General features: G+C 36.2%; 26 protein-coding genes and 1 pseudogene. 4 read left to right on the forward strand and 23 right to left on the reverse strand.

The window, feature by feature from the left end:
• Nucleotides 1-245: transposase (locus tag LE180_RS00675; protein ID WP_374133570.1), on the forward strand; the 245-nt coding region annotated here is incomplete at its 5' end.
• A 167-nt stretch (nt 246-412) separates the two neighbouring features.
• Nucleotides 413-2947: a DNA gyrase subunit A gene (gene gyrA / locus LE180_RS00680; RefSeq protein WP_374133571.1), complete on the forward strand. Its 2535-nt coding sequence runs from the start codon at nt 413-415 to the stop codon at nt 2945-2947.
• Nucleotides 2948-3660: 713 nt separating this feature from the next.
• Here the strand turns inward: gyrA and proB are convergent.
• The 22 genes and pseudogenes from proB to dapA all read right to left on the reverse strand — a co-directional run bounded on the left by proB (nt 3661) and on the right by dapA (nt 21430).
• A complete protein-coding gene (proB, locus tag LE180_RS00685) occupies nt 3661-4752 on the reverse strand; it encodes a glutamate 5-kinase (protein ID WP_374133572.1) in 1092 nt (363 codons plus the stop codon).
• Nucleotides 4753-4787: 35 nt separating this feature from the next.
• Nucleotides 4788-6242, reverse strand: a complete 1455-nt coding sequence (gatB, locus tag LE180_RS00690; RefSeq protein WP_374133573.1) for an Asp-tRNA(Asn)/Glu-tRNA(Gln) amidotransferase subunit GatB — start codon at nt 6240-6242, stop codon at nt 4788-4790.
• Nucleotides 6243-6253: 11 nt separating this feature from the next.
• Nucleotides 6254-7696, reverse strand: coding sequence for an Asp-tRNA(Asn)/Glu-tRNA(Gln) amidotransferase subunit GatA (gatA, locus tag LE180_RS00695; protein ID WP_374133574.1), 1443 nt, complete (start codon nt 7694-7696; stop codon nt 6254-6256).
• Between the two features lie 2 nt (nt 7697-7698).
• Nucleotides 7699-8691: a magnesium transporter CorA family protein gene (locus LE180_RS00700; RefSeq protein WP_374133575.1), complete on the reverse strand. Its 993-nt coding sequence runs from the start codon at nt 8689-8691 to the stop codon at nt 7699-7701.
• Complete coding sequence (gatC, locus tag LE180_RS00705; RefSeq protein WP_374133576.1) at nt 8688-8981, reverse strand: Asp-tRNA(Asn)/Glu-tRNA(Gln) amidotransferase subunit GatC; 294 nt, start codon at nt 8979-8981, stop codon at nt 8688-8690. The genes LE180_RS00700 and gatC overlap by 4 nt, the downstream gene beginning before the upstream one ends.
• 175 nt (nt 8982-9156) lie before the next feature.
• Nucleotides 9157-10428 carry an ATP-dependent RecD-like DNA helicase gene (locus LE180_RS00710; RefSeq protein ID WP_374133577.1) on the reverse strand — a complete coding sequence of 424 codons (1272 nt, stop codon included), beginning with the start codon at nt 10426-10428 and terminating at the stop codon, nt 9157-9159.
• A 518-nt stretch (nt 10429-10946) separates the two neighbouring features.
• The gene (locus tag LE180_RS00715; RefSeq protein WP_374133578.1) at nt 10947-11801 is read right to left on the reverse strand and encodes a ParB/RepB/Spo0J family partition protein; all 855 of its coding nucleotides are present in this window, start codon (nt 11799-11801) and stop codon (nt 10947-10949) included.
• 314 nt (nt 11802-12115) lie between these two features.
• The gene (locus tag LE180_RS00720; RefSeq protein WP_374133579.1) at nt 12116-12892 is read right to left on the reverse strand and encodes a ParA family protein; all 777 of its coding nucleotides are present in this window, start codon (nt 12890-12892) and stop codon (nt 12116-12118) included.
• 205 nt (nt 12893-13097) lie between these two features.
• On the reverse strand, nt 13098-13325 hold the full coding sequence (locus LE180_RS00725) for a hypothetical protein (RefSeq protein ID WP_374133580.1): 228 nt from the start codon (nt 13323-13325) through the stop codon (nt 13098-13100).
• Between the two features lie 847 nt (nt 13326-14172).
• A complete protein-coding gene (locus LE180_RS00730) occupies nt 14173-14670 on the reverse strand; it encodes an adenylate kinase family protein (RefSeq protein ID WP_374133581.1) in 498 nt (165 codons plus the stop codon).
• A 137-nt stretch (nt 14671-14807) separates the two neighbouring features.
• Nucleotides 14808-15131: pseudogene (locus tag LE180_RS00735) on the reverse strand (MFS transporter).
• Nucleotides 15071-15322: an MFS transporter gene (locus LE180_RS00740; RefSeq protein ID WP_374133582.1), complete on the reverse strand. Its 252-nt coding sequence runs from the start codon at nt 15320-15322 to the stop codon at nt 15071-15073. Before LE180_RS00740 ends, LE180_RS00735 begins: the two are co-directional and overlap by 61 nt.
• 65 nt (nt 15323-15387) lie before the next feature.
• The gene (locus LE180_RS00745) at nt 15388-15690 is read right to left on the reverse strand and encodes an MFS transporter (RefSeq protein WP_374133583.1); all 303 of its coding nucleotides are present in this window, start codon (nt 15688-15690) and stop codon (nt 15388-15390) included.
• Nucleotides 15680-15880, reverse strand: a complete 201-nt coding sequence (locus LE180_RS00750) for an MFS transporter (protein ID WP_374133584.1) — start codon at nt 15878-15880, stop codon at nt 15680-15682. Before LE180_RS00750 ends, LE180_RS00745 begins: the two co-directional genes overlap by 11 nt.
• A gap of 682 nt (nt 15881-16562) precedes the next feature.
• On the reverse strand, nt 16563-16739 hold the full coding sequence (locus LE180_RS00755; protein WP_374133585.1) for a hypothetical protein: 177 nt from the start codon (nt 16737-16739) through the stop codon (nt 16563-16565).
• A gap of 284 nt (nt 16740-17023) precedes the next feature.
• Nucleotides 17024-17293, reverse strand: coding sequence for a SemiSWEET family sugar transporter (locus LE180_RS00760; RefSeq protein ID WP_374133586.1), 270 nt, complete (start codon nt 17291-17293; stop codon nt 17024-17026).
• A 151-nt stretch (nt 17294-17444) separates the two neighbouring features.
• Entirely contained in the window at nt 17445-17714 is a 270-nt protein-coding gene (locus LE180_RS00765) for a SemiSWEET family sugar transporter (RefSeq protein ID WP_374133587.1), read from the reverse strand.
• 292 nt (nt 17715-18006) lie between these two features.
• A complete protein-coding gene (locus LE180_RS00770; protein ID WP_374133588.1) occupies nt 18007-18864 on the reverse strand; it encodes a methylenetetrahydrofolate reductase in 858 nt (285 codons plus the stop codon).
• 75 nt (nt 18865-18939) lie between these two features.
• Nucleotides 18940-19167 carry a methylenetetrahydrofolate reductase C-terminal domain-containing protein gene (locus tag LE180_RS00775; RefSeq protein WP_374133589.1) on the reverse strand — a complete coding sequence of 76 codons (228 nt, stop codon included), beginning with the start codon at nt 19165-19167 and terminating at the stop codon, nt 18940-18942.
• A 9-nt stretch (nt 19168-19176) separates the two neighbouring features.
• Nucleotides 19177-19350: a hypothetical protein gene (locus LE180_RS00780; protein WP_374133590.1), complete on the reverse strand. Its 174-nt coding sequence runs from the start codon at nt 19348-19350 to the stop codon at nt 19177-19179.
• Between the two features lie 70 nt (nt 19351-19420).
• Nucleotides 19421-20353, reverse strand: coding sequence for a ribose-phosphate diphosphokinase (locus tag LE180_RS00785; RefSeq protein ID WP_374133591.1), 933 nt, complete (start codon nt 20351-20353; stop codon nt 19421-19423).
• A gap of 198 nt (nt 20354-20551) precedes the next feature.
• Nucleotides 20552-21430, reverse strand: a complete 879-nt coding sequence (dapA, locus tag LE180_RS00790) for a 4-hydroxy-tetrahydrodipicolinate synthase (RefSeq protein ID WP_374133592.1) — start codon at nt 21428-21430, stop codon at nt 20552-20554.
• 699 nt (nt 21431-22129) lie between these two features.
• Between dapA and LE180_RS00795 the strand changes: the two genes are divergently transcribed.
• Nucleotides 22130-22330, forward strand: a complete 201-nt coding sequence (locus LE180_RS00795; RefSeq protein ID WP_374133593.1) for a hypothetical protein — start codon at nt 22130-22132, stop codon at nt 22328-22330.
• A 228-nt stretch (nt 22331-22558) separates the two neighbouring features.
• The gene (locus tag LE180_RS00800) at nt 22559-23359 is read left to right on the forward strand and encodes a hypothetical protein (RefSeq protein WP_374133594.1); all 801 of its coding nucleotides are present in this window, start codon (nt 22559-22561) and stop codon (nt 23357-23359) included.
• A gap of 399 nt (nt 23360-23758) precedes the next feature.
• Here the strand turns inward: LE180_RS00800 and LE180_RS00805 are convergent.
• A partial coding sequence (locus LE180_RS00805) for a hypothetical protein (RefSeq protein WP_374133595.1) occupies nt 23759-24252 on the reverse strand: 494 nt, incomplete at its 5' end.

Consider the following 24252-nt stretch of genomic DNA (forward strand, 5'->3'; position numbering starts at 1 on the left):
TTATGCCTGAATTGGGCAAAGCTAACCGCAGAGAAATTGCTGCTTTAGCTGGTCTTGCTCCTTATGCCAATGATAGCGGTAAGACTAGCAAAAGGCGTAGAACTTCTGCCGGTCGCCCTCTTGTTAAACGCATGCTCTTTATGTGCGCTGCTATAGTCGCTATTAGAAACAACAAAGACTATGCTGACAAACCAACGGCAAACTTAAAATGGTTGCTATTGTTGCCGTTGTGTACAAACTATTAGTCATTATTAACAATTGTCATAAGCAATATTACCTTGATAAAGCTTATATGCTCACTTAATTGTACCTTTTTTCAAGGACTTCTTTCACCACTTTTTTCAGTGGGTCGATGACAAAATTATATAGAAAATAACTGAAGATTTTACATAAACCGAACAAGAGGTTAAAAATGGCAAAAGACAAAGATATTAACAAGCAAGAAGAAATTGCATCTCCGGAAGTTATTGCTGCAAATATTGCCTCGCGCAACATTGAAGATGAAATGAAAACTTCTTACATCGACTATGCGATGAGCGTAATTGTTGGAAGAGCTTTACCTGATGTGCGCGACGGCTTAAAGCCTGTTCACAGAAGAATACTTTACGCAATGAAAGAAATGGGTTTAAAACATAATACAGCATATAAGAAATCTGCCAGAGTTGTTGGAGACGTTTTGGGTAAATATCATCCCCATGGCGATTCTGCGGTTTATGGTGCAATGGTTAGAATGGTGCAGGACTTTTCTTTAAGATATCCGATGATTGACGGTCAGGGAAATTTTGGAAGCATAGACGGCGATTTTGCCGCAGCCATGCGTTATACCGAAGTGAGAATGGACGCAATTACCGATGAAATGCTTGCAGATTTAGATAAAAACACCGTTGATTTTATCCCTAACTATGACGGATCTTTAAAAGAGCCGTCAATACTTCCTACAAAACTTCCCAGCCTTTTGATTAACGGATCGGCGGGTATCGCGGTAGGTATGGCTACAAATGTTCCTACGCATAATCTTGGCGAAACTTGTGATGCGTTAGTAGCTTTAATAGATGATCCTGAACTTCCTGTTTCTGAACTTTCAAGATTTATCAAAGGACCGGACTTTCCCACAGGCGCAATAATTTTAGGGAAGAGCGGCATTAAAGATTATATGGAAAAAGGCAGAGGCTCTGTAAAAATGAGAGCCAAAACTGAAATAGAAGAGATGAAAGGCGGCAGAGAAGCAATTATAGTAAATGAAATTCCTTATCAGGTAAACAAATCAAATCTTATAACCTCTATTGCCGATTTGGTGAAAGATAAAAAGGTTGACGGTATTTCAGATTTGCGCGATGAATCTGATCGCGACGGCATAAGAATGGTAATTGAAATTAAAAGAGACGCAAACGCGCAAGTCGTTTTAAACCAGTTATACAAACATACACAATTGCAGTCGTCTTTTGGCGTTATAATGCTTGCTCTTGTAAATAATAGACCAAAAGTGATGAATATTAAAGAAATTTTAATACATCACATTGAGCATAGAGAAATTGTTATTACAAGAAGGACAAAATTTGAATTACAGAAAGCCGAAGCCAGAGCGCATATTTTGGAAGGTCTAAAAATAGCCATAGATAATATCGATGCGATTATTAAAATTATGAAAGAATCCGCAGATGAAGACTCAGCTCGTGCAATTTTGATGTCAAGATTTCGTTTAACGAAAGTACAGTCTGAAGCTATCTTAGAAATGAAGATTCGTCAGTTGACAGGACTTAGGAGAAAAGAGATTGATGACGAATATTTAGAGATAATAAAACTTATTGAGAAATTGCGTTCTATTTTAGCTGATCCTAAGAAAATTTTAGCGATAATTAAAGATGAAGTTGTTGAAATAAAGAGAAAATATGGTGATAAGAGAAGAACTCAAATTCAAGCAGCAGATGCCGATTTTAACATTGAAGATTTAATTCAAGAAGAAGCCGTTGCCGTAACAATGTCGCACGCAGGATATATTAAACGCATCCCCCTAGACACATATAAAGCTCAACACAGAGGCGGGCGCGGGATAACTGCAATGAACACAAAGGAAGAAGATTTTGTTGAAAACTTGTTCATTACAAGTTCGCACGCGAGCATGCTGTTCTTTACGACGAGAGGAAGATTGTACTGGACAAAAGTATATGAAATTCCTGAAGGATCAAGAACTTCTAAAGGAAAAGCCATAGTTAATCTCTTGCAATTACAGGGAACAGAAGAGAAAATTACTGCGGCGATTCCGATAAGGTCGTTTGATCCTAAAGATATTAAAGACGAATATTTGCTTATGTGTACTAGAAAAGGGACTATCAAGAAAATTTCTCTTGACGAATTTACAAATCCTAGAAAGGGTGGCATAATAGCAATTAAACTTGAAGACGGCGATATTTTAACGGAAGTAAAAGCCATAGATAAAAATCCTGAGGTTATAATAGCTACAAAGAAAGGTATTGCTATAAGATTTAAAGAAAGCGATGTGCGCGCAATAGGACGCAACGGTATGGGAGTAAACGGAATTTCTCTTGAGAAAGATGATGAAGTTATAGGCATGGAAGTTTTTTCGTCAGATGATGTGTTTCTTTCAATATCTGAAAACGGTTATGGAAAGAGAACAGAGGTGGGGAAATATCGTTTACAAAAGAGAGCGGGACATGGCGTTATCAATATGCAGGCAACGGAAAGAAATGGCAACGTGGTAGGTATTAAAAAAGCTAATGTTGGCGAAGAAGTTATGATAATGACACAGGACGGAATAACTATAAGACTTAGAGTAAACAGTATTTCCATTATAGGAAGAAATACGCAGGGTGTAAGACTTGTGCGTCTTGGAGATGGTGATAAAGTAGCGACAGTTGCCAGTGTTGTAAAAGATGAGGCAGAGGGCGAAGCGCAAGATGCAGTAGAGACTGTTAAAAATAAAGAATAAATTAAAAAGCCTCTTTTAAAGATGTTCATTATATCTTCTGTACGAGTATTTAAACTTTAATGAAGTAAGAAATTAAAAGCGAAAGATTACTCGACGTTGATTTGATAAAAAACTTTTTGCTCCTGTTTGCACAAACATGCTGATTCATAAAGATGGTAGAATCAATGTGCCATAAGATAATTCCAAAACTGTTAATTAAATGACACATTATATCTCTTTTCATGTTCATTCTATTCTACTTGTTTACGAATGTTCTAGAAAGAGGCAGTGGTATCTCGTAACATAGCATAATAGACTTTTCTAAAGGTAAGTTAAAGGAAAACTTCTTATAGCAAAATCTAAAGACAAGACAAAATCAAGGCTTTTATGAGGGCTTTTAATGGTATGGTCGGAAATGAAAGTGCATATAGTACATAAAATAGCCAGCGAATGGCGTAATGCATCTAGTTTCGTGATTCCATCTCCTTTTTCCACTGTGTTTTCATCAGCTATTATATACATTATATGCCGCTGATCATATGGGAAATGACCCGGAGGTGCAAAAGCTAATCGACAAAGTATAAAGATGGGAAATAGAGTTAAAAGATATTCCTAAATTACTAGAAGTAGCAAGGAATAAATAGAAAGTGCATGAAAGTTGTTATTTTATCTGCTATTTTGGAAAAAAACCGCCATCGAACACTGTAGCTTTATTCTTTGTTGCAAAAATATTCCTATCGCATTATTACTAAGTTATTACGATGGATGACTTCGTCTTCAATTACGTTTATAATTTTTTTCATTTCTGTCGTTTTTTTACCTTTTATTTTTTCAAGGACTTCATTGCTATAATTTGTCAATCCTCTTGCAAAATCTTTTTCTGTATCGGTATTAGCGATGTATATGGTGTCGCCCCTTTGGAAACTCCCGTCTATTTTTACTATGCCAACAGCGAGTAAACTCTTCCCTTTATTTATCAAGGCATCTGAGGCTTTTACATCTATAAAAACTGTTCCTTTTGGTTTTTTACTAAAAGCTATCCACGATTTCTTTGCTTCTAAGCGCTGTTGTTTTGCTTTGACAATAGTTCCGACCTGACAACCTGAAACTATATTTTTTAACAAATTAAGCTTTAAGCCGTTTGTAATCACCGTATCCACCCCTGATGCCGAAGCTATTTTTGCGGCAAATATTTTCGTTTTCATGCCGCCGATGCCTTTCCCGCTTGAAGAAACACTCATAGCGAAACTTTCAATTTCTTCAGTAATTCTTTCAATTGTTGGTATTATTGAAGAAGTTTCGGGATTTCCGCTGTAAAAACCGTCAACATCTGTAAAAATTATAAGTTTATCAGCGTCTATTGCAGACGCGACAAGAGCCGCCAATGTATCATTATCACCAAAATTTATTTCGTCAATTGAAATAGAATCATTCTCATTTATTATCGGAATAATATTGTTTTCCAGTAAAGTATTCAAAGTATTTCTTGCGTTGATATATTCAACTCTTTTATCGAAAACATATCTTGTAAGAAGAATTTGCGCAACGGTTTTGCCATATTTTGCAAACGCTTCTGAATACGCATTCATAACTAGAGGCTGACCAACTGCAGCAAAAGCCTGTTTGTCTCTTAAGGTTTTAGGTTTAGTGTTTATGCCAAGATGCGAACGACCTGCCCCTATTGCGCCTGAACTAACAATTAAAACTTCATGACCGTCCGTTTGAAGTTCGACGAGCTTTTCCGTCAAAGCAACTATATACTTTTTGCCTAACAATCCTTCTTTAGTTGTTAATGTGCTTGTACCTACCTTTATAACTATTCTCATGTAACTATTGTTTACTCTACCTCCGACACAACTTTTTATACTTTCAATTTTTCTAATAAAATCCTATTAACAATCTGAGGATTTGCCTGCCCTTTAGATCTTTTCATAACAAGACCGACAATTGCGTCAGCTGCTCTTTCTTTACCGGATCTAAATTCGGCAACTGCTTTAGGGCTTTCTGCAATAGATTCTTCGCACATTTTTGTAATTACAGTCTCATCGGAAATCTGTGATAGTCCTTTTTCTTTTACTATTGTTTCAGGATCCGAAGATTTTTCGTACATTTCTTCAAAAACAGTTTTTGCAATTTTGCCTGAAATTGTTCCATTTAAAATAAGGGAAACTAATTTTGCAAGATTTTGACTTGAAACAGGAGATTCTGAAATGCAAACTTTTGCTGCATTCAGTTTTGCGCTTAACTCCGTTGAAATCCAGTTTGAGAGAGGTTTCGCCAAAATTTTCTTGTCTTTGGAGTAATTTAAAGCCCCTTCATAATAATCTGCAACTGTTCTAGTTGATGTTAGATAATCAGCATCATATTCCGATAACCCATAATCTTTTATAAACCTTGCTTTTCTTGCTTTTGGAAGCTCTGGAATTTGTTTGCGCAATTCTTCAATAAAAGAATCCGGTAAATCAAAAGGAACTAGATCCGGCTCCGGAAAATATCTGTAATCTAAAGCTCCTTCTTTTGAACGCATTGACTTTGTTACGCCTTCTTCCGATTCCCAAAGTCTAGTTTCCTGCACAAGTTTACCATTTGATTCAAGAACTTCTTTTTGTCTTTCAACTTCATAAGTTATTGCATCTCTAATACCCGATAGGGAATTCATATTTTTAATTTCAACTCTGGCGCCAAGCTCTTTTTGTCCCACGGGACGTATACTTACATTTACGTCGCAACGCATTTTTCCTTCTTCCATACTACATTCGGAAGTACCCAAATACCCAACAATATTTTTAAGTTCCGTTAAAAATTCTAATGTTTCTTCAGGAGAACTAAGCTCTGGTTCTGTTACAAGTTCCATAAGACCAACACTTGCCCTGTTTAAATCTAAAAGAGAATAATCAAGTTTTCTACTGCCTATCTCGTGGACGAGTTTACCAGCGTCTTCTTCAAGGTGTATTCTCGTTATATTTACAACTTTTTCTTTTCCGCCGACACTTATCGTAAGCTTGCCTCTAGAACACAGAGGTGGCTCTGACTGCGTTATTTGATAGTTTTTTGGAACATCAGGATAAAAATACTGTTTTCTTGCAAATGTACACTGTTTATTTATATTAAAATCTAATGCAAGCCCCGTTTTAACTATCGCTTCAACAGCTTTTTTATTCAATATAGGGATTGCTCCGGGCTGCGACGTGCAAATTACGCAAGTATTTGTGTTAGGCTCTGCACCAAACTGAGTGGAACATTCGCAAAAAACTTTCGATTTTGTATTAATCTGCATATGTACTTCAAGCCCCACCACTGTTTCATAATTGACCATTTTCTATTTCCTTAAAGAATTGGATATTTGTCTGTGTCAAACTCTGATATTTTTTCAAAAGCATTTGCAACTTGAAAAAGTTTCGCGTCAGAAAACCTCGATCCCATAAAATGCACACCCATAGGCATACACGAACTCGTAAAACTGCAAGGAACAGTAATGCCCGGAAGTCCCGCAAGATTTGCCGCTATAAGAAACAAGTCGCACTCTTCAGGAAGAATATCTCCAAATTTTACAGGCATTTGCAAAGTTGCGGGAGTAAATATAAAATCACATTTCTTGTAAGCTACTGTTATTTGATTGATAAGCAAAGTTCTTACTTTTTGAGCTTGATGATAACATCTGTGATAATTTTTTGCGCCTAAAACGTATGTCCCAAATAGTATTCTTTTTTTTACTTCGTAACCCAATGATTCCGCTCGAGATTTTGCATATTCATCATTTAAACTCCTACCATTTGGGGATCTGTATCCGTAACGAATTCCATCAAAAGTTGCAATGTTTGCCGACACTTCTGCACACATAATAACTTTATACAAAGCCGGAACATATCTATAAGCTGGAATATCAATTTCAATTATTTCAACACCTTCGAGTTTTAGTTTGTTTGTCGCATCGTTAAAATATTTTGTTATCTCGGCATCTGTTTTATAATCTAAAAGTTGTTTTGGAATACCAACCCTCAAAGTTTTTAGTATGTTTGGATTATCGATACCGCGCACATAATCTATACCCTCTTTTGGCTCACAAACAGGATCCCTGTAATCTTTGCCGGCTATAACGCTTGTAAGCAAAGCTGAATCTGCCACAGTTTTTGAAAATGTTCCCACCTGATCAAAAGAAGAAGCTAAAGCGCATACACCGTATCTGCTTATTAATCCATAGGACGGCTTATAGCCAACTATTCCACAAAAACCTGCAGGCTGTCTTATTGATCCACCAGTGTCTGACCCTAATGCGAAAGGCACCATGCCTGCGCTTACAGCAGCAGCGCTTCCACCAGAGGATCCTCCGGGAATATATTCAATATTCCAAGGATTTGCAGTTTTCTGATAAGTCGACGACTCTGTAGAGCCGCCCATCGCAAATTCGTCCATATTTGTTCTGCCTATGAAAATTGCGCCTGCTTCTTTAAGTTTTTCTATAACAGTCGCATCATAGGTGGAAATATAATGCTCAAGATACTTTGAAGCAGAAGTCATTCCCTCGCCTTTAACCATAATATTATCCTTTATGGCTATAGGAACACCCTCCAGCAACCCACACTTTGCATTTTTCCTGTCTTTGTTATCAATTTGCTCAGCTTGATTTAAAGCGTTTTCTTCGCTTAACCTGAGAAATGCCCTAATCTTAGGGTCAGTTTTTTTGATACGTTTAAAGTGCTCTTTTATCGTATCCACGCTTCTTATTTCGCCCAAACAAATTTTTGTTTTTATATCCTTAGCCCCAATCATATTTAAAACCACTTTTTCTTTTTAAAATATATAAGCATCGCTACCATAAATACCAACATCACGCTCATCGCAAAAGACCAACAACCAGCCCTTCCAAAAATCAAATATTCGGGGAAATCTACATTCATTCCATAATAACTTGACACGACAAGAACAGGCATCAAAATCGTGGCTATTACAGTTAAAAATTTCATTACTTCCGTAAGTTTTACAGTAACGCTTGACATATAAACTTCAATCAAGCTTACTACCATTTGGTTTCGCATAACTATTGCCTGATTCATTCTTGCACACTGCGTATTAATATCTCTAAAATACACTAGATATTCCCTTGCTATCAAATTATTATTTGCTCTAGTGAAGTACATGTACGATGCCTGTTGCGATTCTGCTATTTTTCTCATTGAAAAAATCACTTTTTTGATATTAAGTATTTCTTCCATGTTTTCTGTTTCGGGAGCTTCAAGAACATCGCCTTCTAATTCTTCCAATTTGTCGTCAATTTTTTCAAGAGTAAATTCATAACTCGAAACCACTTTGTTAAAAATATTATACAGCATATTTTCAAGACTTTTCATTTCAATCCGCGGTCTTGCTTTAGCTCTTTCAAAAAGGGTCTCTAAGAAAAACAATTCTTCCGTATGCACCGTAACTATAAAACCTTTCCCAACAAAGAAGTTTAATTCGTAAATACTGTTTTCAAATTCTTGGAAATAATTTGGTTTAAGCTGTATTCCGTGTATAGCGCCAAAAACGTAGTTTTCAAACTCTTCCATCTTTGGATAATACTGCGGAAAAAGGCAATCTTCAATCGACATTTCATGAAACTTAAAAGAGTCGGAAAGAAGGGCAGTTTCATCATGAGTTAACTCGTGATTTCCCAAATGAATGTCAATCCAGGCAATATCCGGCTTTTTTTTGTAATCGTCGGCAATTCTTATTGCATTATATTCGTTGGTAACTGCACCGTTGATAGAATAAATTGCTTTTATCATTGTGCCTCTATTACCTTTTGGACTTTGTAAAAAGTTCCCTCTCTCACAGGAGATCCATTCAACATTTGATCTATAGTGTCCTTAGCGCACGGCTTTACAACATCATCTCTCCATACATTTCTAAGCTCTGTAACGTGCGTTGTGGGCTTCAAAGAAGCGACATCCGGTTCCTGCAAAATTTCAATATAATCAAACATTACGTTTATATCTGCAAGATACTTTTCTTTCTCTTCTTCTTTTATGTCAAGCCTTGCCATGAAAGCTGTAACTTCAAGCTCTTCTTTTAACATAAGCGCTCCTCTAGGATCTATTACAAAATTGTACAAAAATCAAAAATTTTTAACAACGTTTCGCTATTTATCTCCGTTATAAATATATCCATTTACACAAAGATCACAAAAATTTCACACATATATATTTCGACATTAAGAAGTGCCGTTTTGACGCGAACAAAACGCATGAAAACTATTGCAGTTTTGCAGCAAGAATATCTCTTTTGGTAAGAGGGCGCGAAAGAGTTATGCCATCAAAAGACGTGCAACGACTTAGCGCTACGTACAATTGTCCCGGAGCAAACGCGCCATACTCCATGTCTATAATAACGTTATCAAATGTTTTGCCCTGACTTTTATGTATTGTAACAGCCCATGAAAGTTTTAACGGATACTGTTTAAAAAATCCTGCGCTCTCCGTTTCTATTTGTCCTTCTGTTTCATTCCACTTATATTTAAATAGTTCCCATTTATATGGTTCAACATATTCTGTTCTTCCGTTTGAAAATTTCACGTGTATCAATACTTTATCTGAATAAGAGCCGCTTTTTATATCGTCAACAATGCCAATGCTGCCATTAACCCACCTGCCTTTCCCATCATTATTTACCATCATTACTTGCGCGCCTTTTTTTATAACAAGCTCCGGCTCTGCAGGAAAGGCTTTTGAATTTTCATCCATGTTTTCAATCTCTGCAGAAAAAATTGCCTGTTCTGCTTTTATTTTTGAAAGATATTGATGATTTATAAACGCCGCTTTTTTGTTTGTAGTAGTAAGATATACCGCCATAGGCTTATCCAAAATATGCGACGAAACTTTTCTATTTAAAACAATAAGTTCGCTTTCTCCTACTGCGCCATTTCGCACAGCATTGAGTAACGCGACAAAATTGACATCTTGCTGTCTGTATATTTTTTTAAGTTCAACAGTGTGCAGCATACATTCGTTAAGAGAATAGGCACTTAAAAAATAAGGTGATTTATACACGGAATTAAATATATGCAGCTCTTCTCTTTTTACTACAGGTGGAAGCTGTTTTAAATCTCCAATAAAAACCAGTTGTATACCGCCAAAGGGATCTTTGTGTTTCTCCCTGTTTAATCTTAAAAATTTGTCTATGCAATCTAAAATATCACAGCGGAGCATTGACGCTTCGTCTATAACAATCGTTTCAACTTTTTTATATATCGATTTTTCTGAAAGTTTTTTCTTTTTTATTTTTGAGAGGGTGATATCCGGTTTAAAATTAAAAAATGAGTGTATCGTTTCCCCGCCACAATTAAGAGCCGCTACACCGGTTGGTGCAAGAACTATAGTTTTTTTCTTTGCGCGCGTCATATAGTAACGCAAAAATGTTGTTTTTCCCGTGCCGGCATTTCCAGTAACAAAAACGCAATCACTGCCCTTGTCTATTAAATCATATGCTTCCTTAAACTCATTATTTATTTCAATTTTGTTATTCATTTCTTATTCACCTGAAATAATCATGTCAAAATGTAGAACTTAGTATTATATTTTTCCCGTTAAAGGTAGTATGTAAGAATTTCTTACGCACTGAATTTTCTGATAATTCTTTTTCTTTAAGGATATTCGCTTATGCATAATTATATTATTTCTTGTAGTTTGAAAAAGATTAAAAATTTGTTCTTGAGTAGGTCAGTCAAAGAATATTCTCCTGAAGTTTCACTCCTATTTTATTTTTGTAGATGATTATGCTAGATTCTCTACTCATTTTTAGGTTATAACATTTTTTCATTAACAGTGATTCCTTTACAAGTATCCATGCTTACCATTACAATTCAATCCATACTACTTTATTGTCCACAAATTATCCACAAGTATATATAACATTTTCGCTACTTAACATAACATATTATTTTTTTGATTTTTATATTGATTTTTCAATATATTTTTGCAAATTATTTTTATTGTATATTTTTATACTAATTTTCTTAGGCAAAGTTAATACGCAGTTATCAACATCACAAATGTAATTCTTTTATTATTCTTTCCAAATCTTCTAAGGAGTAATAATAAATCTCTATTTTACCCTTTTTACTTGTCCCTGCAATATTTGCTTTTGTACCTAATTTTCTTTGAATTTCTTCTTTTAAATGCGCGAGCTCCACTTCTTGTTTTTTTTGCTTGGGTATCTTTTTCTTAGTTGCTAGACTGGAAGTAAGCTTTTCTACGATTCTCACTGACAGCTTTTCATTTAATATTTTATCTACAATTGCTCTGATTTCTACAACATCTTCAATGCCTGCAAGCATTCTGCCATGCCCGGATGTAATTTTCCCTTCTGTTATCAAAATTTGTACATCTTCAGGTAAGGATAAAAGTCTTAGCGTGTTTGATATCACAGATCTCTCTTTGCCAACAACTTCTGCAATTTGCTCATGAGTATGCGCGAATTCTTCTATAAGTTTTTTAAAAGCTTTTGCTTCTTCTATAGGATCTAGATCTTCTCTTTGAATATTTTCAATCAACGCTAAATCAAGTCTCTGTTTATCGTTGGTAGCTTGTTTTACTATAGCCTTTATATCCTTGTTTCCTGCAAGTTTAGACGCCCTGTACCTTCTTTCGCCTGCAATAATTTCGTACTCTCCGGGGACTATTGACGACGCAACTAAAATAGGCTGCGCGAGACCATGCTTTTTTATTGAGGCTGCAAGTTCTTGAAGTTTTGCTTCGTTAAATTTATTTCTCGGCTGAAATCTGTTAGATTTTATTTTGTTTAATGGAATTGTCCTCACTGTTTCGCCTGTAAGAGCTTTATTTGTTCCCAATGCGGGGATTAACGACTCCAACCCTCTTCCTAATGCTTTTTTTTGCATACTTTTTTCTCCCTGATATGCTTTAATAATATCAAGCAAAACGCATGAAAAGTATTTTACGACAAGAGAGTATCCCTAACCCTCTTTTCAAGACTTAGTCTTTCAAAGTTCCAAGTAGTCAAGGTTTGTAACTTCGCTACTTGCCTGTGCGTTCACATCTCGCGTCAGTCGCAATACTCGCGCTCCTTACTCGTCGCACTGCAACCCTTCAAAAATGAAAGGAAGTAACGTCTTTCCGCTTTCGCGGGACAAAAGAATCATCGTAGAATACTTTTCATGCGTTTTGTTTGTATATGTTCATTTCTCATCCATAGTCAACTAACTTTAACACTCTCGCCTTGTTTTGAGAGAAATTCCTTTGCAAAGTCAACATACGCAAGAGAGCCTTTCCCCAACGGGTCATACAATAAAACGGGCTTGCCAAAACTTGGGGCTTCAGCAAGTTTTATTGTTCTTGGTATTTTTGTTTCATAGACCTTTTCTTTAAAAAACTTTTTCACTTCTACAACTACTTGTTCAGCAAGATTAATTCTCGAATCAAACATCGTAAACAAAACGCCTTCCAATTCTAAATTATAACTTTGCATTAATGCAAAAAGCGTCTTTGAGAGTTGACCTAAACCTTCGAGCGCAAAAAATTCACATTGCATCGGTATCAAAACTGAATCTGCTGCAATCAAAGAGCTTATTGTAAGCAACCCTAGCGATGGAGGGCAGTCTATGATAATATATTTGTATACTTTTTGAAATTTTTCTAACGCATTTTTTAATTTTCTTTCTCTTCCATCCATACCCACTAAATCTACCTCCGCGCCACTTAAATCAGTAGTAGCAGGAGCAACATCAAGCCAATCCATAGCAGTATCTTGAATTATATCTTCAAGCGCTATCTCATCAATTAAAACATCGTATATTGTCTTTTCTAAGACATTTTTGTTAATCCCAAGTCCACTTGTGGCGTTGCTTTGCGGATCCATATCAATAAGCAAACATTCTTGCCCTAAATGTGCCAAACTTGCCGCCAAATTAACTGATGTTGTGGTTTTACCTACTCCGCCCTTTTGATTGGCAACTGCAATTATCTTACTCATTTAAACACTCCATATTGTGTGGCGCTCTTTATTATCTCTATGTTGCTTCACGTGAAACATGTTATTTATCGCGGACCAGATTATACTATCTTCGCTGTCATATAGCAACTTTTCAGGAAATTGAATGAGTGCGATCTTCATCTAAACCGCTTTTTTCATTTTCTTTACGCTACTAGATCCATTCCTATATCTCTTGCTCTTACCCCTATTGCTCAGCTTCCATTAACGCTGACCATACGCCTGCTCTTCTAACCACTTCCCACGTCCGTGCTAACGCTAACTCTTCTCTTGCTGCCACTGCTATCGCGCCACTTTTACTATTGCTGCTACTAGTACTACTGCTACCAACGTTTCTGCTTTTGTCAATCTTTTGTCTCCAACTTGCCTCTGCTTGGGAAGATCTCTCTCTCTTTTCACCATCATCGCCTCTCATCCTCCTACCCGGACTATCGTAGCTTCATTATTTTGTTGAAATAATCCTCATACATTGCTCTTGCTATCTGTCTCGCTGTTTAAACTTTCCTACATAGTCGACATTACCGTCAACTAAAATTAAGTTAATATGAATAGTGTATTTTCCTTCGCAAATTTTCTGAGATAACGCTTCCCTCGCGTCTTTATTCCGCGCTCCTCCGATGCCTCATCAATATCTTCTAAAGCTATGTCTCCCTTCTACAGTTCTTCCACTATTGATTTAGGAATATATTCATGTAATCCCACTCCTGCTCTTATCTCGCTACTCATTCTCTTACATCTATGAGATTCGGAAGATGCAATCTCTAAACAGCATTGCTTTCTTCTAAAATTTTAGGATTAGTTGCTGACAGTGCAAGTAATAGCGTTAACAGGATTACCACGCTACGCTAGATTTTCGTTTCCTTGTCCGCATGAACACAATACAAAACCAAACAAAACGATAATACTTGCTGTTTTTTTTAAATTCATCGTTGCGAACCCTTATTATTTGGAAATATCCCACGTTACTCGATTATGTTTCACGTGAAACATAATGTATTTTATAATCAAACAGCTTTGTATTGGTACATAATCAAGCAAACCACATAAAAAGTAAATTGCGACGAAAAGATAATCACTCTAACAATATCCTGACGGTTTCGCCGCTACCCACTTTCAGAAAAAGGAGAATAAAAACACTACAATAAATTCACCATTTTTTTAATAAGCCGTTCTTCCTTAGCAGCCTGCCCTCGAATGTTGTAATCGATGGGTGGCAATACCAGAGGTATTGACGAGGTTGCTCCTTAAAAAACAAGTATAATTTAAGTGTAGGAGGGATGTTCTTTATCATCATTTCTCTGAACAAGTTCTTTGCCACAAAGATCACATCTGTTCGCTTCCTTTGGCGGAAGCATTGTTACATGATAACTTGCTCCGCAAGAGCAAACTCTTCTTCCCGCTATTCTTTTTATCACTTCTTCAAAACGAACATCTATAAAAAACACTGCATCTATTTTTATATTTTCTGCCTTAAGTATTGCATCTAACTCTTCTGCTTGCTTTACTGTTCTGGGGAATCCATCTAAGAAAAATCTTTCTTTTACGTCGTCTTTCGTAAGACGATCCTTAATCATGCTAACAACTATCTCGTCAGAAACAAGCTGCCCCGATGCAAGAAGTTTACTTATAACTTCATTTGATTTTTTTGCTTCTCTAAACATATCGCCCGGTGATAAATGTACTATGCCAAACTTTTTTACAATTCTTTTAGCCTGTGTGCCTTTCCCTGCTCCAGGAGACCCCATAAGTATATAATTCATTGTTGCACCACTGTTATTTTATCTTGTGTTAATTTTGCGCCAACTTTTACGCATGAACACAAAACAAAACTAAGCAGAACAACAATACTTACTGCATTACTATATTATTATTCAGGAATACTCGTCAAATTTTCAGATTAAATCGTTTTTGATTTTTTGTATAGAATCATTTCTATATTCTCTAATGTTCTACCGCAAGTTTCAAAAACTTTATATTTTATAAATAAAATCGACACCGCCACCATGACTGCGTAAAACATAAATAAAGGCAACCCCATACTTTTCAAAGGAACCCGGAAACGACAATGTAACTATCAAGTTTGTTAATCAATTTGCGACACTACTTTACTTACACCTGCGCCAAACTCTCTTATTCTTAAAAGGAACATTTCGCCTGTCATTATCCACATTGTATGTCCCCAGCTAAGGGCAAAAAGAAAATATATATGCATAGACAACATAAGGTAACATGCCTCAAAATAGCGCTCGTCGAAAAATGAAAAGATGATGAAAAAGACAATAATACCAAAGAGATTGCTATTCCAACGCTTCCGACGGTAAGCATCTTCTTGCGATCAAATTTATCCATAATAAGTAAAGCAAGAACGGTAGCAAAAACATTTAGAATACCTACACCAATAGTGCTTAACATTGCCGATGAAGTCCCAAATCCGATAGAGATAAAAATAGTCGAAACGTAATAAATTACCTGCCGTATTAATATCTATTAATCGTTGCAACACGGCAAGACCCACGCCTATGACCAATGCGGATCCTTACCCATTTTTGCATTAATTCTTTTAAGCTGCCCCTTTCTTTGTCATTTGCGTTTTTAATTTCAGAGAATTCTTGAGCAATTTCAGCAACAGTGCCTTGATTTCTTAAAAAATTCAAAATCTCCACTGCGTTTTTTTCTTTACCTTTGCTGACAAGCCATCTCAGACTTTCATGCAAATATAAAGCTCTACAAAACAATATCCCTGAAAGGGGATTACGGCAAAGCCCAGCATTACGCACCATTCGTCCGTAAAACGTTTAAAGGACATATCACAACTAGATATGCCGACAAAATGCCAAGCGTAACCATCAACTGATTCAATGTTGATAGCATACCGCGAGATTTCACGGGAGTCATTTCTGCCAAGTATAAAGGCACCAATGTAGATGCTCCTCCGATAGCAGTTCTTAAAAATATTCTTGCCAGCGTCAAAGTAACTGCATTTCCAGCACACGCTTATGACAAAGATCCTGCAGTAAATATCAACGCGACTGTCAACACCATTTTTCTACGTCCGTATCTATCTAATAGAGGACTGATAACTGCAACGCCTACTATGGATAGCGCTTACAACAACCCCTTGTTCAAAAAAAGTCAAGACCATATCATTTTTAATGAATACTATCGCTCCGGATATAACGTCGATATCGTAATCAAAAAGAAGTCAGCTTAAGGCACCAAAAAATAAACAACACCCCTGTTAATCTTTTTCATAAATCTTCATTAGTAGTTTAATTTACCTCAAACAACGCACTGCAACTTCAATATTCTAACTGTTCAAAATAGTTAAATAACTCTTGATGATTACTAAATATTTCATCTGCTTCTACAAGATTTTCTCTAGATAAACTTGTGGCTACCGCATTATCAAACAATTTTCGACACACAGTATACGTGTGCCTTTTGTTTTCTCACATAGTACGTCTATTGCAAACATAATGCAAGCATCTGTAATTGGTTGGCGAATTTAAATTGTTAATGCAACAGTAGAATTAAAAACGTCCTGAAGTGTAGGATAATTTAAACATTTTCTTGATCTGCTATCAAGCCAATTTTCTATAGTTGTAATATCACTTGCAAGTACACTATCAGAATCGGCTCCCTTGGGCAAAAACTACCTGATAAGACCGTTAGCGTTTTCAACACTACGAACAAACGGATAAGACTGACAAAAATAAGACTTTGTTTTTAAGATTTCACAGGTATTTTCATCCTGTTTTGCCTCCTGTCCGTCATGCCCTAGTTTGTAGTAGTTGCCTTCCTTTGGACTTCTCGCTAAATAATTTATCAAATGGGGTGCTGATACATATATCCACTTGCGCTGTATATTGACTCGTAACTTATTGTTGGTAATTGCGAGTCTTCTTTGACTATCCTGCCAGTTACTAGTTCCGGAGACCAATACTTAATTATTTTCTTTTCCTTAACACATAGTTCTCTAGTACAAACTTCTTATGGCTTTCTTTTTGTTTGTCTTGCGCACGCCTTTGCACTTTGTTCGGACAATATTTTTCTTTCCAAAATTACGCTTGATTTCTCAACTTATTGTACTTGGACTACGTCAAAATTCTTTCCCTATTTTTCGCATGCTACTCTGTCGTATTTTACCTTTAAGGCAATTTGAGCAACTGAAAGAACAAACCCAACCGTGTTTGATACATAAATAGGCGGCCTGCCAATCATTATACCATAGGTTATCCATGACAAAGCGGTTATCGCGGCAATAATAAACATTTGGATCGAAACACTTTTTGCGGATTTTGTTTTCCATGTTTTATAAACCTGCGGGACATAAGTTGCTGCAGAAAAACAACCGGCAAGAAAACCTATTACTGACCAAACCATTTTTTTATCTCCCTATTAGTTAATATTCTGTATGTTTTTCCCATAAGGAAAAATCCTACTACACGTGATAGACAATAAAATATATACACCTCTCTCTTCCGCCAAAAACAGAATACTCATTCTGATCATCCTATTTTTAACAGGACATAACTTACTTTTTATTTGCTCTGTCGTATTTTACTTTTAAAATGATTTGGATAACTGAAAGAAGAAACACAATTGTGTTTACTGTATAAACAATCGGATCGTTGATCCCTATGCCGTAAATTGACCACAATGAAGCATTTGTTGTGGAAATAACAAACATTTGAATTGAAACATCGCCCGCGGATTTTGTTTTCCATGTTTTACAAACCTGCGGGACAAAAGTTACTGCGTTAAAAAAAGCAGCGATACAACCTACGATTTGTGAAAGAACCATTTTTTTATCTCCTCACTAGTTAATGCTCTGTATGCTTTTCCCACAGAAAAAAAATCTTATCGTATGTGATGAACAAGATACACACCACATACACAGCTAGCATCCTTTTCCATCAAAAACAGCACACCCAACCTCGAGCATAGTATTTTAACAAGCCACAACTTAATACAAAGTTTGTATTTCGCACATCAGCCTTATTATATCAAATTTTTTAACAATATTTCTGAATCATACGCAGAAAAGAAGCGCTAAAACCGTTATGATTCTGTTTTTACTTATCATTAACAGGATTCTATAAACTATTTTTTATTATTTTGGGAATACATTCTTCTATACCAATCGCCATAATGTGTACACCATCTGCAAAAGACCGTAGATCTCTAATAATTTCGGAACATATTTTTATGCCTTCTTCCAATGGATTCGAAGCGAAATTGATTCTATCTTGTATTTTCTGCGGAATATTTACACCCGGCAAATCCTGCATAAACCGCATAAATTGAGGCGATTTAATGAGAATTATTCCAGGCAGCGTTTTTATTTTTAAATGTTTTATTTTAGCGAAAAATTCTTTATACTGCTGCACATCAAAAATCGCCTGCGTCTGAAAAAATTCTGCTCCTGCTTTTATTTTTTTTTCAAACATTAAAGTCTGCAAATCGCTAGGCTGCGCAGATGGGTTCACAACTGCCCCCACACAAAATTTTGGATTGCCAAATAATTTTTTACCTGCCAAATCAACACCTGTTTCTAGAAGTCTTGCAGTTCTTATAAGATGTATAGTGTCCAAATCATATACCGCTTTTGCTGTAGGATACTCTCCTGTTTTAGGATGATCTCCACTCAAAAACAAAATGTTTTCTATACCTAAAATATTTGCGCTCAACATTTCAGATTGCAAAGCAATTCTATTTTTATCCCTTGCGGTAATCTGCACAATAGGTTCTATCCCGCGATCAACTAATACCTTGCTCATCGCAAGAGACCCTGCTCTCATAGATGCTCTTTGATTGTCTGTAACATTTACTGCATCAAGATCAGCAAGGCAGTCCGCCCTGCGTAAAAAAGAACAGATATTCACTCCCTTTGGAGGAAACAACTCTGCCGTTATTAAAAACTTATCTGATTTTATTTTTTCTTGAAATTTCAAAATCTCGTTATCCTTTGAAAAAACAGCTTCCGTACAGCGCAAGCAACACAGTCTTTACACAACAAATTTTTAAATTTACACAAATTGTTTCTTTGGCGCTATATATTGATTAACAAATTTTTCAAGAGTATCACTTTCTTTTAATTTTTTATAAACCAATACCCATACACAATCCTTCGTACAATCTGTCTCACACTTACCATCAACGAAACTTCCACAAGGTCCGTTAACAAACCCTTTGGCACAATCCATCTTTGGACATTCTTTCTGCAAAATCTCTTTATTATGTTCTTTTTCTTTCATTGTTTCTTCCTAGCAAAAAACAAATATTATTGAATCAAAAGTTTTTAAATCAACAGATATAGATTCAGACTTTATATTTTTTCCATAAAACACTGCGGGAATTTTTCCGCCTTTCCTCAAATCTGACAAAATTCCTTTTGATTCTAATTTTCTTGATTCAACATCTAAAGTTACTTCCTTCATTTAATCCCCCATTGCCATTACAAAACCACAATATTTTTATTGTACAATCAACTATAATCTGCTTTTATTTCTATACAAAGAGCGCACTTATTGATTCATCCTTGAAAATCCCTGTTATAGCTTTAGCAAAAATTGGAGCAATACTTAAAACATGTATCTTGTCAATTGGTCCGTCTTTTAAAAGAGGAATAGAGTCAGTTATAGCAAGCTCTTCTATAGACGAACTCTGAATTCTTTGTTTTGCATTTCCAGAAAGAACTCCATGCGACGCAGCAGCAAATACCCTCGCAGCCCCTTTTGCTTTTATAACATCTGCAACCTTCGCAAGGGTCCCTGCTGTATCAACTAAATCGTCTAAAATAATACATGCCTTATCTTTTACTTCACCGATAATATTCATAATAGAAGCTTCGTTCGGACGAGGTCTTCTTTTATCTACAATTACTAAATCAGCATTAAAATGTTTGGCAAAAGCTCTGGCTCTTTCAACACCGCCTGCATCAGGCGAAACTATTACAATATCATTTAATTTTTTTTCTTTAAAATAATTTAAAAGCACCGGCGTACTGTAAAGATGATCCACAGGAACATCAAAAAACCCTTGAACTTGTCCTGCGTGTAAATCCATCGTTAAAACCCTCGTGATACCCGCAGTAGCAAAAAGATTTGCAACAAGTCTCGCTGTAATCGGCACCCTAGGCTCAGATTTTTTGTCCTGCCTTGCATATCCATAGTAAGGAACAACAGCAGTTATTCTTTTTGCAGAAGCTCTCTTTAATGCATCTGCAATAATGAGAAGTTCCATTAAATTCTCATTTACAGGAGAACTTGTAGGTTGAATTATATAACAATCCATGCCTCTTACATTATCAACAATTTTAACCTGCACCTCGCCATCGCTAAAACGGCTGACCGTCGCTCCACTTAACTCAACTCCAAGTTCCTTCGTAATCTGTTTTGCAAGATCAATATTAGCGTTGCCTGTAATAATCTTAAGTTCCATAGCACCTCCTTATTATGTTTGCCGAAAATCCCCAAAAGAAGAATGATGTACAACTAAATTATGGTGACACACCAAATACGCGAGCTATATAACAAAGTGTAACCTCAAAAAGCAAACACTCTACAAAATATCCGACATATCATAAAGTCCGGGTTTTTGACCGATTGTTATCCTAATTCAAAACTCCTAATAGCCTATCTATATCTTCAAAAGACCGAAATCTTTCAACACTTTCTCTAGTTTTACTTTATTTGAATCTTCCATCTCGCACATCGGAAGTCTTAATCCAAATTCGCACAGACCAAGCAAAGAAGCCGCTGTTTTGACAGGTATAGGATTTGTCTCTATAAACATGGTCCTAACAAAAGGCAAAAGTTTATAGTGAATTTTTTTTGCCTCTTCAAAATTTCCCCTTTTAAAAGATTTTACAAGGGCTACAACTTCAGCTGGAATAATATTTGATAAAACTGAAACAACACCAGCCCCGCCTATAGACAACGAAGGCAAAGTAAGAGTATCATCACCTACAAGCATTTCTATATCAGGTATTAAAGCTTTTATAGCACTCATTTGCGTTAAAGATCCAGATGCTTCTTTTACGCCGACAATATTTTTGCAGTCATCAAAAAGTTTTGCCATAGTAGCAGGCTCTATATTTACAGAAGTCCTACCTGCAATATTATAGAGAACAATCGGAATATCTACGGTATCCGCAATAGACCTAAAATGAATATACAAACCTTTTTGCGTAGGTTTATTATAATACGGTGAAACTATCAGCGCACCGTCACAACCCACTTTTTTTGCAAATTGTGCAAAATGTATCGCTTCTTTAGTGGAATTAGATCCGGTTCCGGCAAGAATTTTCATCTTTCCTTTTGCGGTTTTAATACAAAATTCTATGACAGCTTCATGCTCTTCATAGGATAGAGTAGGCGATTCTCCCGTTGTACCACACGGCACGATACCGTCAATTCCGTTCTTATACTGTCTTTCAATCAACTTTCCCAATGCATCAAAATCAATCTTGTCATTTTTAAACGGTGTAATCAACGCCGTATATACTCCAGAAAACATAACCCCCTCCCCTCCAATCTGCTAATGTCGCTAAGCATTAGCATTTCCCCTAGTTCCGCTGATTTTCTTATTTGGCTAAAGAACTGATTACAGAGTTTACAACTCATAATGTCAAATAAAATCAAAAATGTTGAGACTATGTATCCCCTCATTTAAACCCTCGGATTTTCATTATTCGTGATAGTAGCGACCCCAAAGGTAACCAGTACGGTACTTAAAAAAGAAGAAATTGTCAAGCTACACAATTTATAAATTTTTCACATGGTCAGCTGGGCGCTTTATACAAGTATATCATTTTAACTTCTAAATTGGCTCATTTTAAAATTTAAATAACAAAATTAATTTTTGCAAATGAGTCTGTTATTTTGTTAAGCAATTTCACAGCAGACTGTCTTTCTATCTCCTGAACTATAAATTCTGCGTCGTACACTGTATCTACGATATCTGCTATTTTTATGTAGTCAGCTCGTAGACGTTATATCCCACCTTTATCATTAACATTTGACTTCTAATATTCCTGGTATAGTCATAAAAATATATTTTCCCGGTCTCTTAGCCTGTCCAGTACTTCTTTTTCAATAACCGAGTTATATATATGCTTCTTTTGTTACCCTTACTTATGCTTCTAAGTGTTTGCCTTCTAGTGGCAACTTGCACTATTCTGATGTTCAATCATTTCTTAAACGTTTGCGGTTTGCTGTGTCTCGCGACGATAAAATTTCTGTAAAGAGATTATCTTATTGGGTTGCTTGTGAGTACGGCTCTCAAAACATGCGCCCACATTATCATTTGATAATTTTTGGTCTCGATCCTAAGTCCGTGAGTAAGTGTCTTTATAGTGGTCTTGTTTATGGTACACATCGTAATTATCAGTTTTTTCTTCAATCAAAAGAGGGGTAACATCGACGTACCACAGAGCTTCTTGAGAAGGCTTAGAATAAGGGATTTGTACATCTTGAGACTATTGGTGAAGGTAGTAGAGTTGCTGGTTACTTAACTAAGTATCTCCTGAAGAAAGCTAATTATCCTAAAGGTAGAGTACCGCCGTATCATCATCAATCTACTCGCCCAGCAATAGGTTTTGGCTGGGCTAAAAATCATGATTTTGTCGTTGACGGTACTTATCGTGTGTATCCAAATCCGCCTTTGTTGGCGCCTGCTAATTATAAATCTCAGCCTATTGATATACCTTATCCGAAGGCGTATTATCGAAAGTTTTTGACCGACGAACAAAAAGAACAACGCAATCTGAATTTGTTCGACAAAGAAATTAAGCGTTTTGTTACTCCGACGGAGCTCGAGAAGCTGAAGGCTGATGTTGACGCTAAGTTTTTGGTTGCTCCACCGAGATTTAGGCGTCTGAAGCTTGTTGCTGCTGCGTCTGCATTGATTGTTGAGCGTAAGTTGTTTGCTCAATCTGTCAGAGATAGTGAGCGTGAGGCTGTGCGTAGATTATTTTCGACTACTTTTGGTGACTCTACAGCTCGGCGAGGTGTTGACGATAGTGAGCAGATTTTTGGTTTGCCTGCTGATTCTGCTGGTTTGGATTTGCCTTCTCAGTCAACGCCCGAGAAGGTAAGAAAGGTAAAATACGACGCTGTTACCGGTGAGATTTATTGTACTTTGAATGATTTGACTGTTAAAGAGCGTGAGAGTCTGGATAGAGTTAGGCGTAACCAAAAAATCAAAAAAGCTTGGTTGGATTTGAGTGCGATTAAAAATGTTAAGAAAGAGGTGAAAAAAATGCAGAAAAAAAAGTTTGAGGAAGTTGTTGACGGTGAAGATAGGATTATAGATTTGCCTAATGGTAGATTTATTGCTACAAATGATTGGAATTTATCCGACGAGGAGCTTATTGCGATGTATTATGAGATGTCTGATGATTTGGTTTGCTATTGTCCCATTTGTAACAAAAATAATAATCATTGATTATTGATTTTCTTTTGCGTGCGTATCGCCTAGAACTACTTTTTATTTTATCAGGTTTAATCAATCAGATTTAATTTAGCTGTTATTACTGTTAAGGTATTAGAACACTTTATCATGAATAACTAAGTATTTTGGGGAGGTTCTCGTTTTTTATGTCGTACATCTCTATCACCATTGTGTGATTAAGCTCATTCTTCTCTAGCTTCGTCATTATTATATGTAATGCTATTAGCTTATTTATCTTTAGCTTCCGAGCTTCTAGTTCAAGCCTAATTCCTTTTGTGTCCCAATCATAACTTATTATCCTAGATATCTCTGACGCTGAGGCTATTTTAATGTTTGATGATTTGGTTTGTGATTGTTCTCTTTATCTTTGTAAAAGATACGACTGTTAAGGTATTAAAATATGCCAACTGAGAATCCCTCAGGAATGTCTTTTTCTTGCATAGCATACATATTTGTCATTAGTGTATAATTAAGTATCCTTTTCCCTAGCGTTGTCATTATCACATTTAATGCCACTCCCTCATTTATTGTTAGTTTTCGATCACTCAATCTCTGTCTAATTCCTTCAGTATCCCATTGTTGACCCATCTTCCTAAGCGTTGCCAACCTCGTCACCATTACATATGCTGGCACATACTTATTAATCTCATTCTGTATATCCTGCGATAGAGATTTCTTAGCCATCCTCGCTATGGCATCTTCATTCGAATAAGTCGATAAAACACTATTCTCCCACCAGTCGTCACTATATCCAGTTTTATATTTTTTAGAATATTCCTGCTCCGCCAATTCTACCGCTTCCCACGCTATTTCAGGTGTCAGCTGCTCCGTTTTCGTCTCTTGGTTTATCCTATTTTCCACTGTGTTTAATATACTCACCGTTTTAT

Origin of the sequence: Candidatus Endomicrobiellum pyrsonymphae (assembly GCF_020328025.1) — a bacterium.
Lineage (GTDB): Bacteria > Elusimicrobiota > Endomicrobiia > Endomicrobiales > Endomicrobiaceae > Endomicrobiellum > Endomicrobiellum pyrsonymphae.

Excerpts from the sequence above, each read along its gene's own strand:
- LE180_RS00720 (WP_374133579.1), bottom strand. The coding sequence starts at position 12,892 with ATGAGTAAGATAATTGCAGTTGCCAATCAAAAGGGCGGAGTAGGTAAA.
- LE180_RS00725 (WP_374133580.1), bottom strand. The coding sequence starts at position 13,325 with ATGAGAGGCGATGATGGTGAAAAGAGAGAGAGATCTTCCCAAGCAGAG.
- gatB (WP_374133573.1), bottom strand. The coding sequence starts at position 6,242 with ATGGTCAATTATGAAACAGTGGTGGGGCTTGAAGTACATATGCAGATT.
- LE180_RS00740 (WP_374133582.1), bottom strand. The coding sequence starts at position 15,322 with ATGTTAAGCACTATTGGTGTAGGTATTCTAAATGTTTTTGCTACCGTT.
- LE180_RS00780 (WP_374133590.1), bottom strand. The coding sequence starts at position 19,350 with ATGAAGGAAGTAACTTTAGATGTTGAATCAAGAAAATTAGAATCAAAA.
- LE180_RS00745 (WP_374133583.1), bottom strand. The coding sequence starts at position 15,690 with ATGGTGCGTAATGCTGGGCTTTGCCGTAATCCCCTTTCAGGGATATTG.
- proB (WP_374133572.1), bottom strand. The coding sequence starts at position 4,752 with ATGAGAATAGTTATAAAGGTAGGTACAAGCACATTAACAACTAAAGAA.
- LE180_RS00785 (WP_374133591.1), bottom strand. The coding sequence starts at position 20,353 with ATGGAACTTAAGATTATTACAGGCAACGCTAATATTGATCTTGCAAAA.
- gyrA (WP_374133571.1), top strand. The coding sequence starts at position 413 with ATGGCAAAAGACAAAGATATTAACAAGCAAGAAGAAATTGCATCTCCG.
- LE180_RS00775 (WP_374133589.1), bottom strand. The coding sequence starts at position 19,167 with ATGAAAGAAAAAGAACATAATAAAGAGATTTTGCAGAAAGAATGTCCA.
- LE180_RS00730 (WP_374133581.1), bottom strand. The coding sequence starts at position 14,670 with ATGAATTATATACTTATGGGGTCTCCTGGAGCAGGGAAAGGCACACAG.
- gatC (WP_374133576.1), bottom strand. The coding sequence starts at position 8,981 with ATGTTAAAAGAAGAGCTTGAAGTTACAGCTTTCATGGCAAGGCTTGAC.
- LE180_RS00760 (WP_374133586.1), bottom strand. The coding sequence starts at position 17,293 with ATGGTTTGGTCAGTAATAGGTTTTCTTGCCGGTTGTTTTTCTGCAGCA.
- LE180_RS00710 (WP_374133577.1), bottom strand. The coding sequence starts at position 10,428 with ATGAATAACAAAATTGAAATAAATAATGAGTTTAAGGAAGCATATGAT.
- gatA (WP_374133574.1), bottom strand. The coding sequence starts at position 7,696 with ATGATTGGGGCTAAGGATATAAAAACAAAAATTTGTTTGGGCGAAATA.
- LE180_RS00765 (WP_374133587.1), bottom strand. The coding sequence starts at position 17,714 with ATGGTTCTTTCACAAATCGTAGGTTGTATCGCTGCTTTTTTTAACGCA.
- dapA (WP_374133592.1), bottom strand. The coding sequence starts at position 21,430 with ATGTTTTCTGGAGTATATACGGCGTTGATTACACCGTTTAAAAATGAC.
- LE180_RS00715 (WP_374133578.1), bottom strand. The coding sequence starts at position 11,801 with ATGCAAAAAAAAGCATTAGGAAGAGGGTTGGAGTCGTTAATCCCCGCA.
- LE180_RS00700 (WP_374133575.1), bottom strand. The coding sequence starts at position 8,691 with ATGATAAAAGCAATTTATTCTATCAACGGTGCAGTTACCAACGAATAT.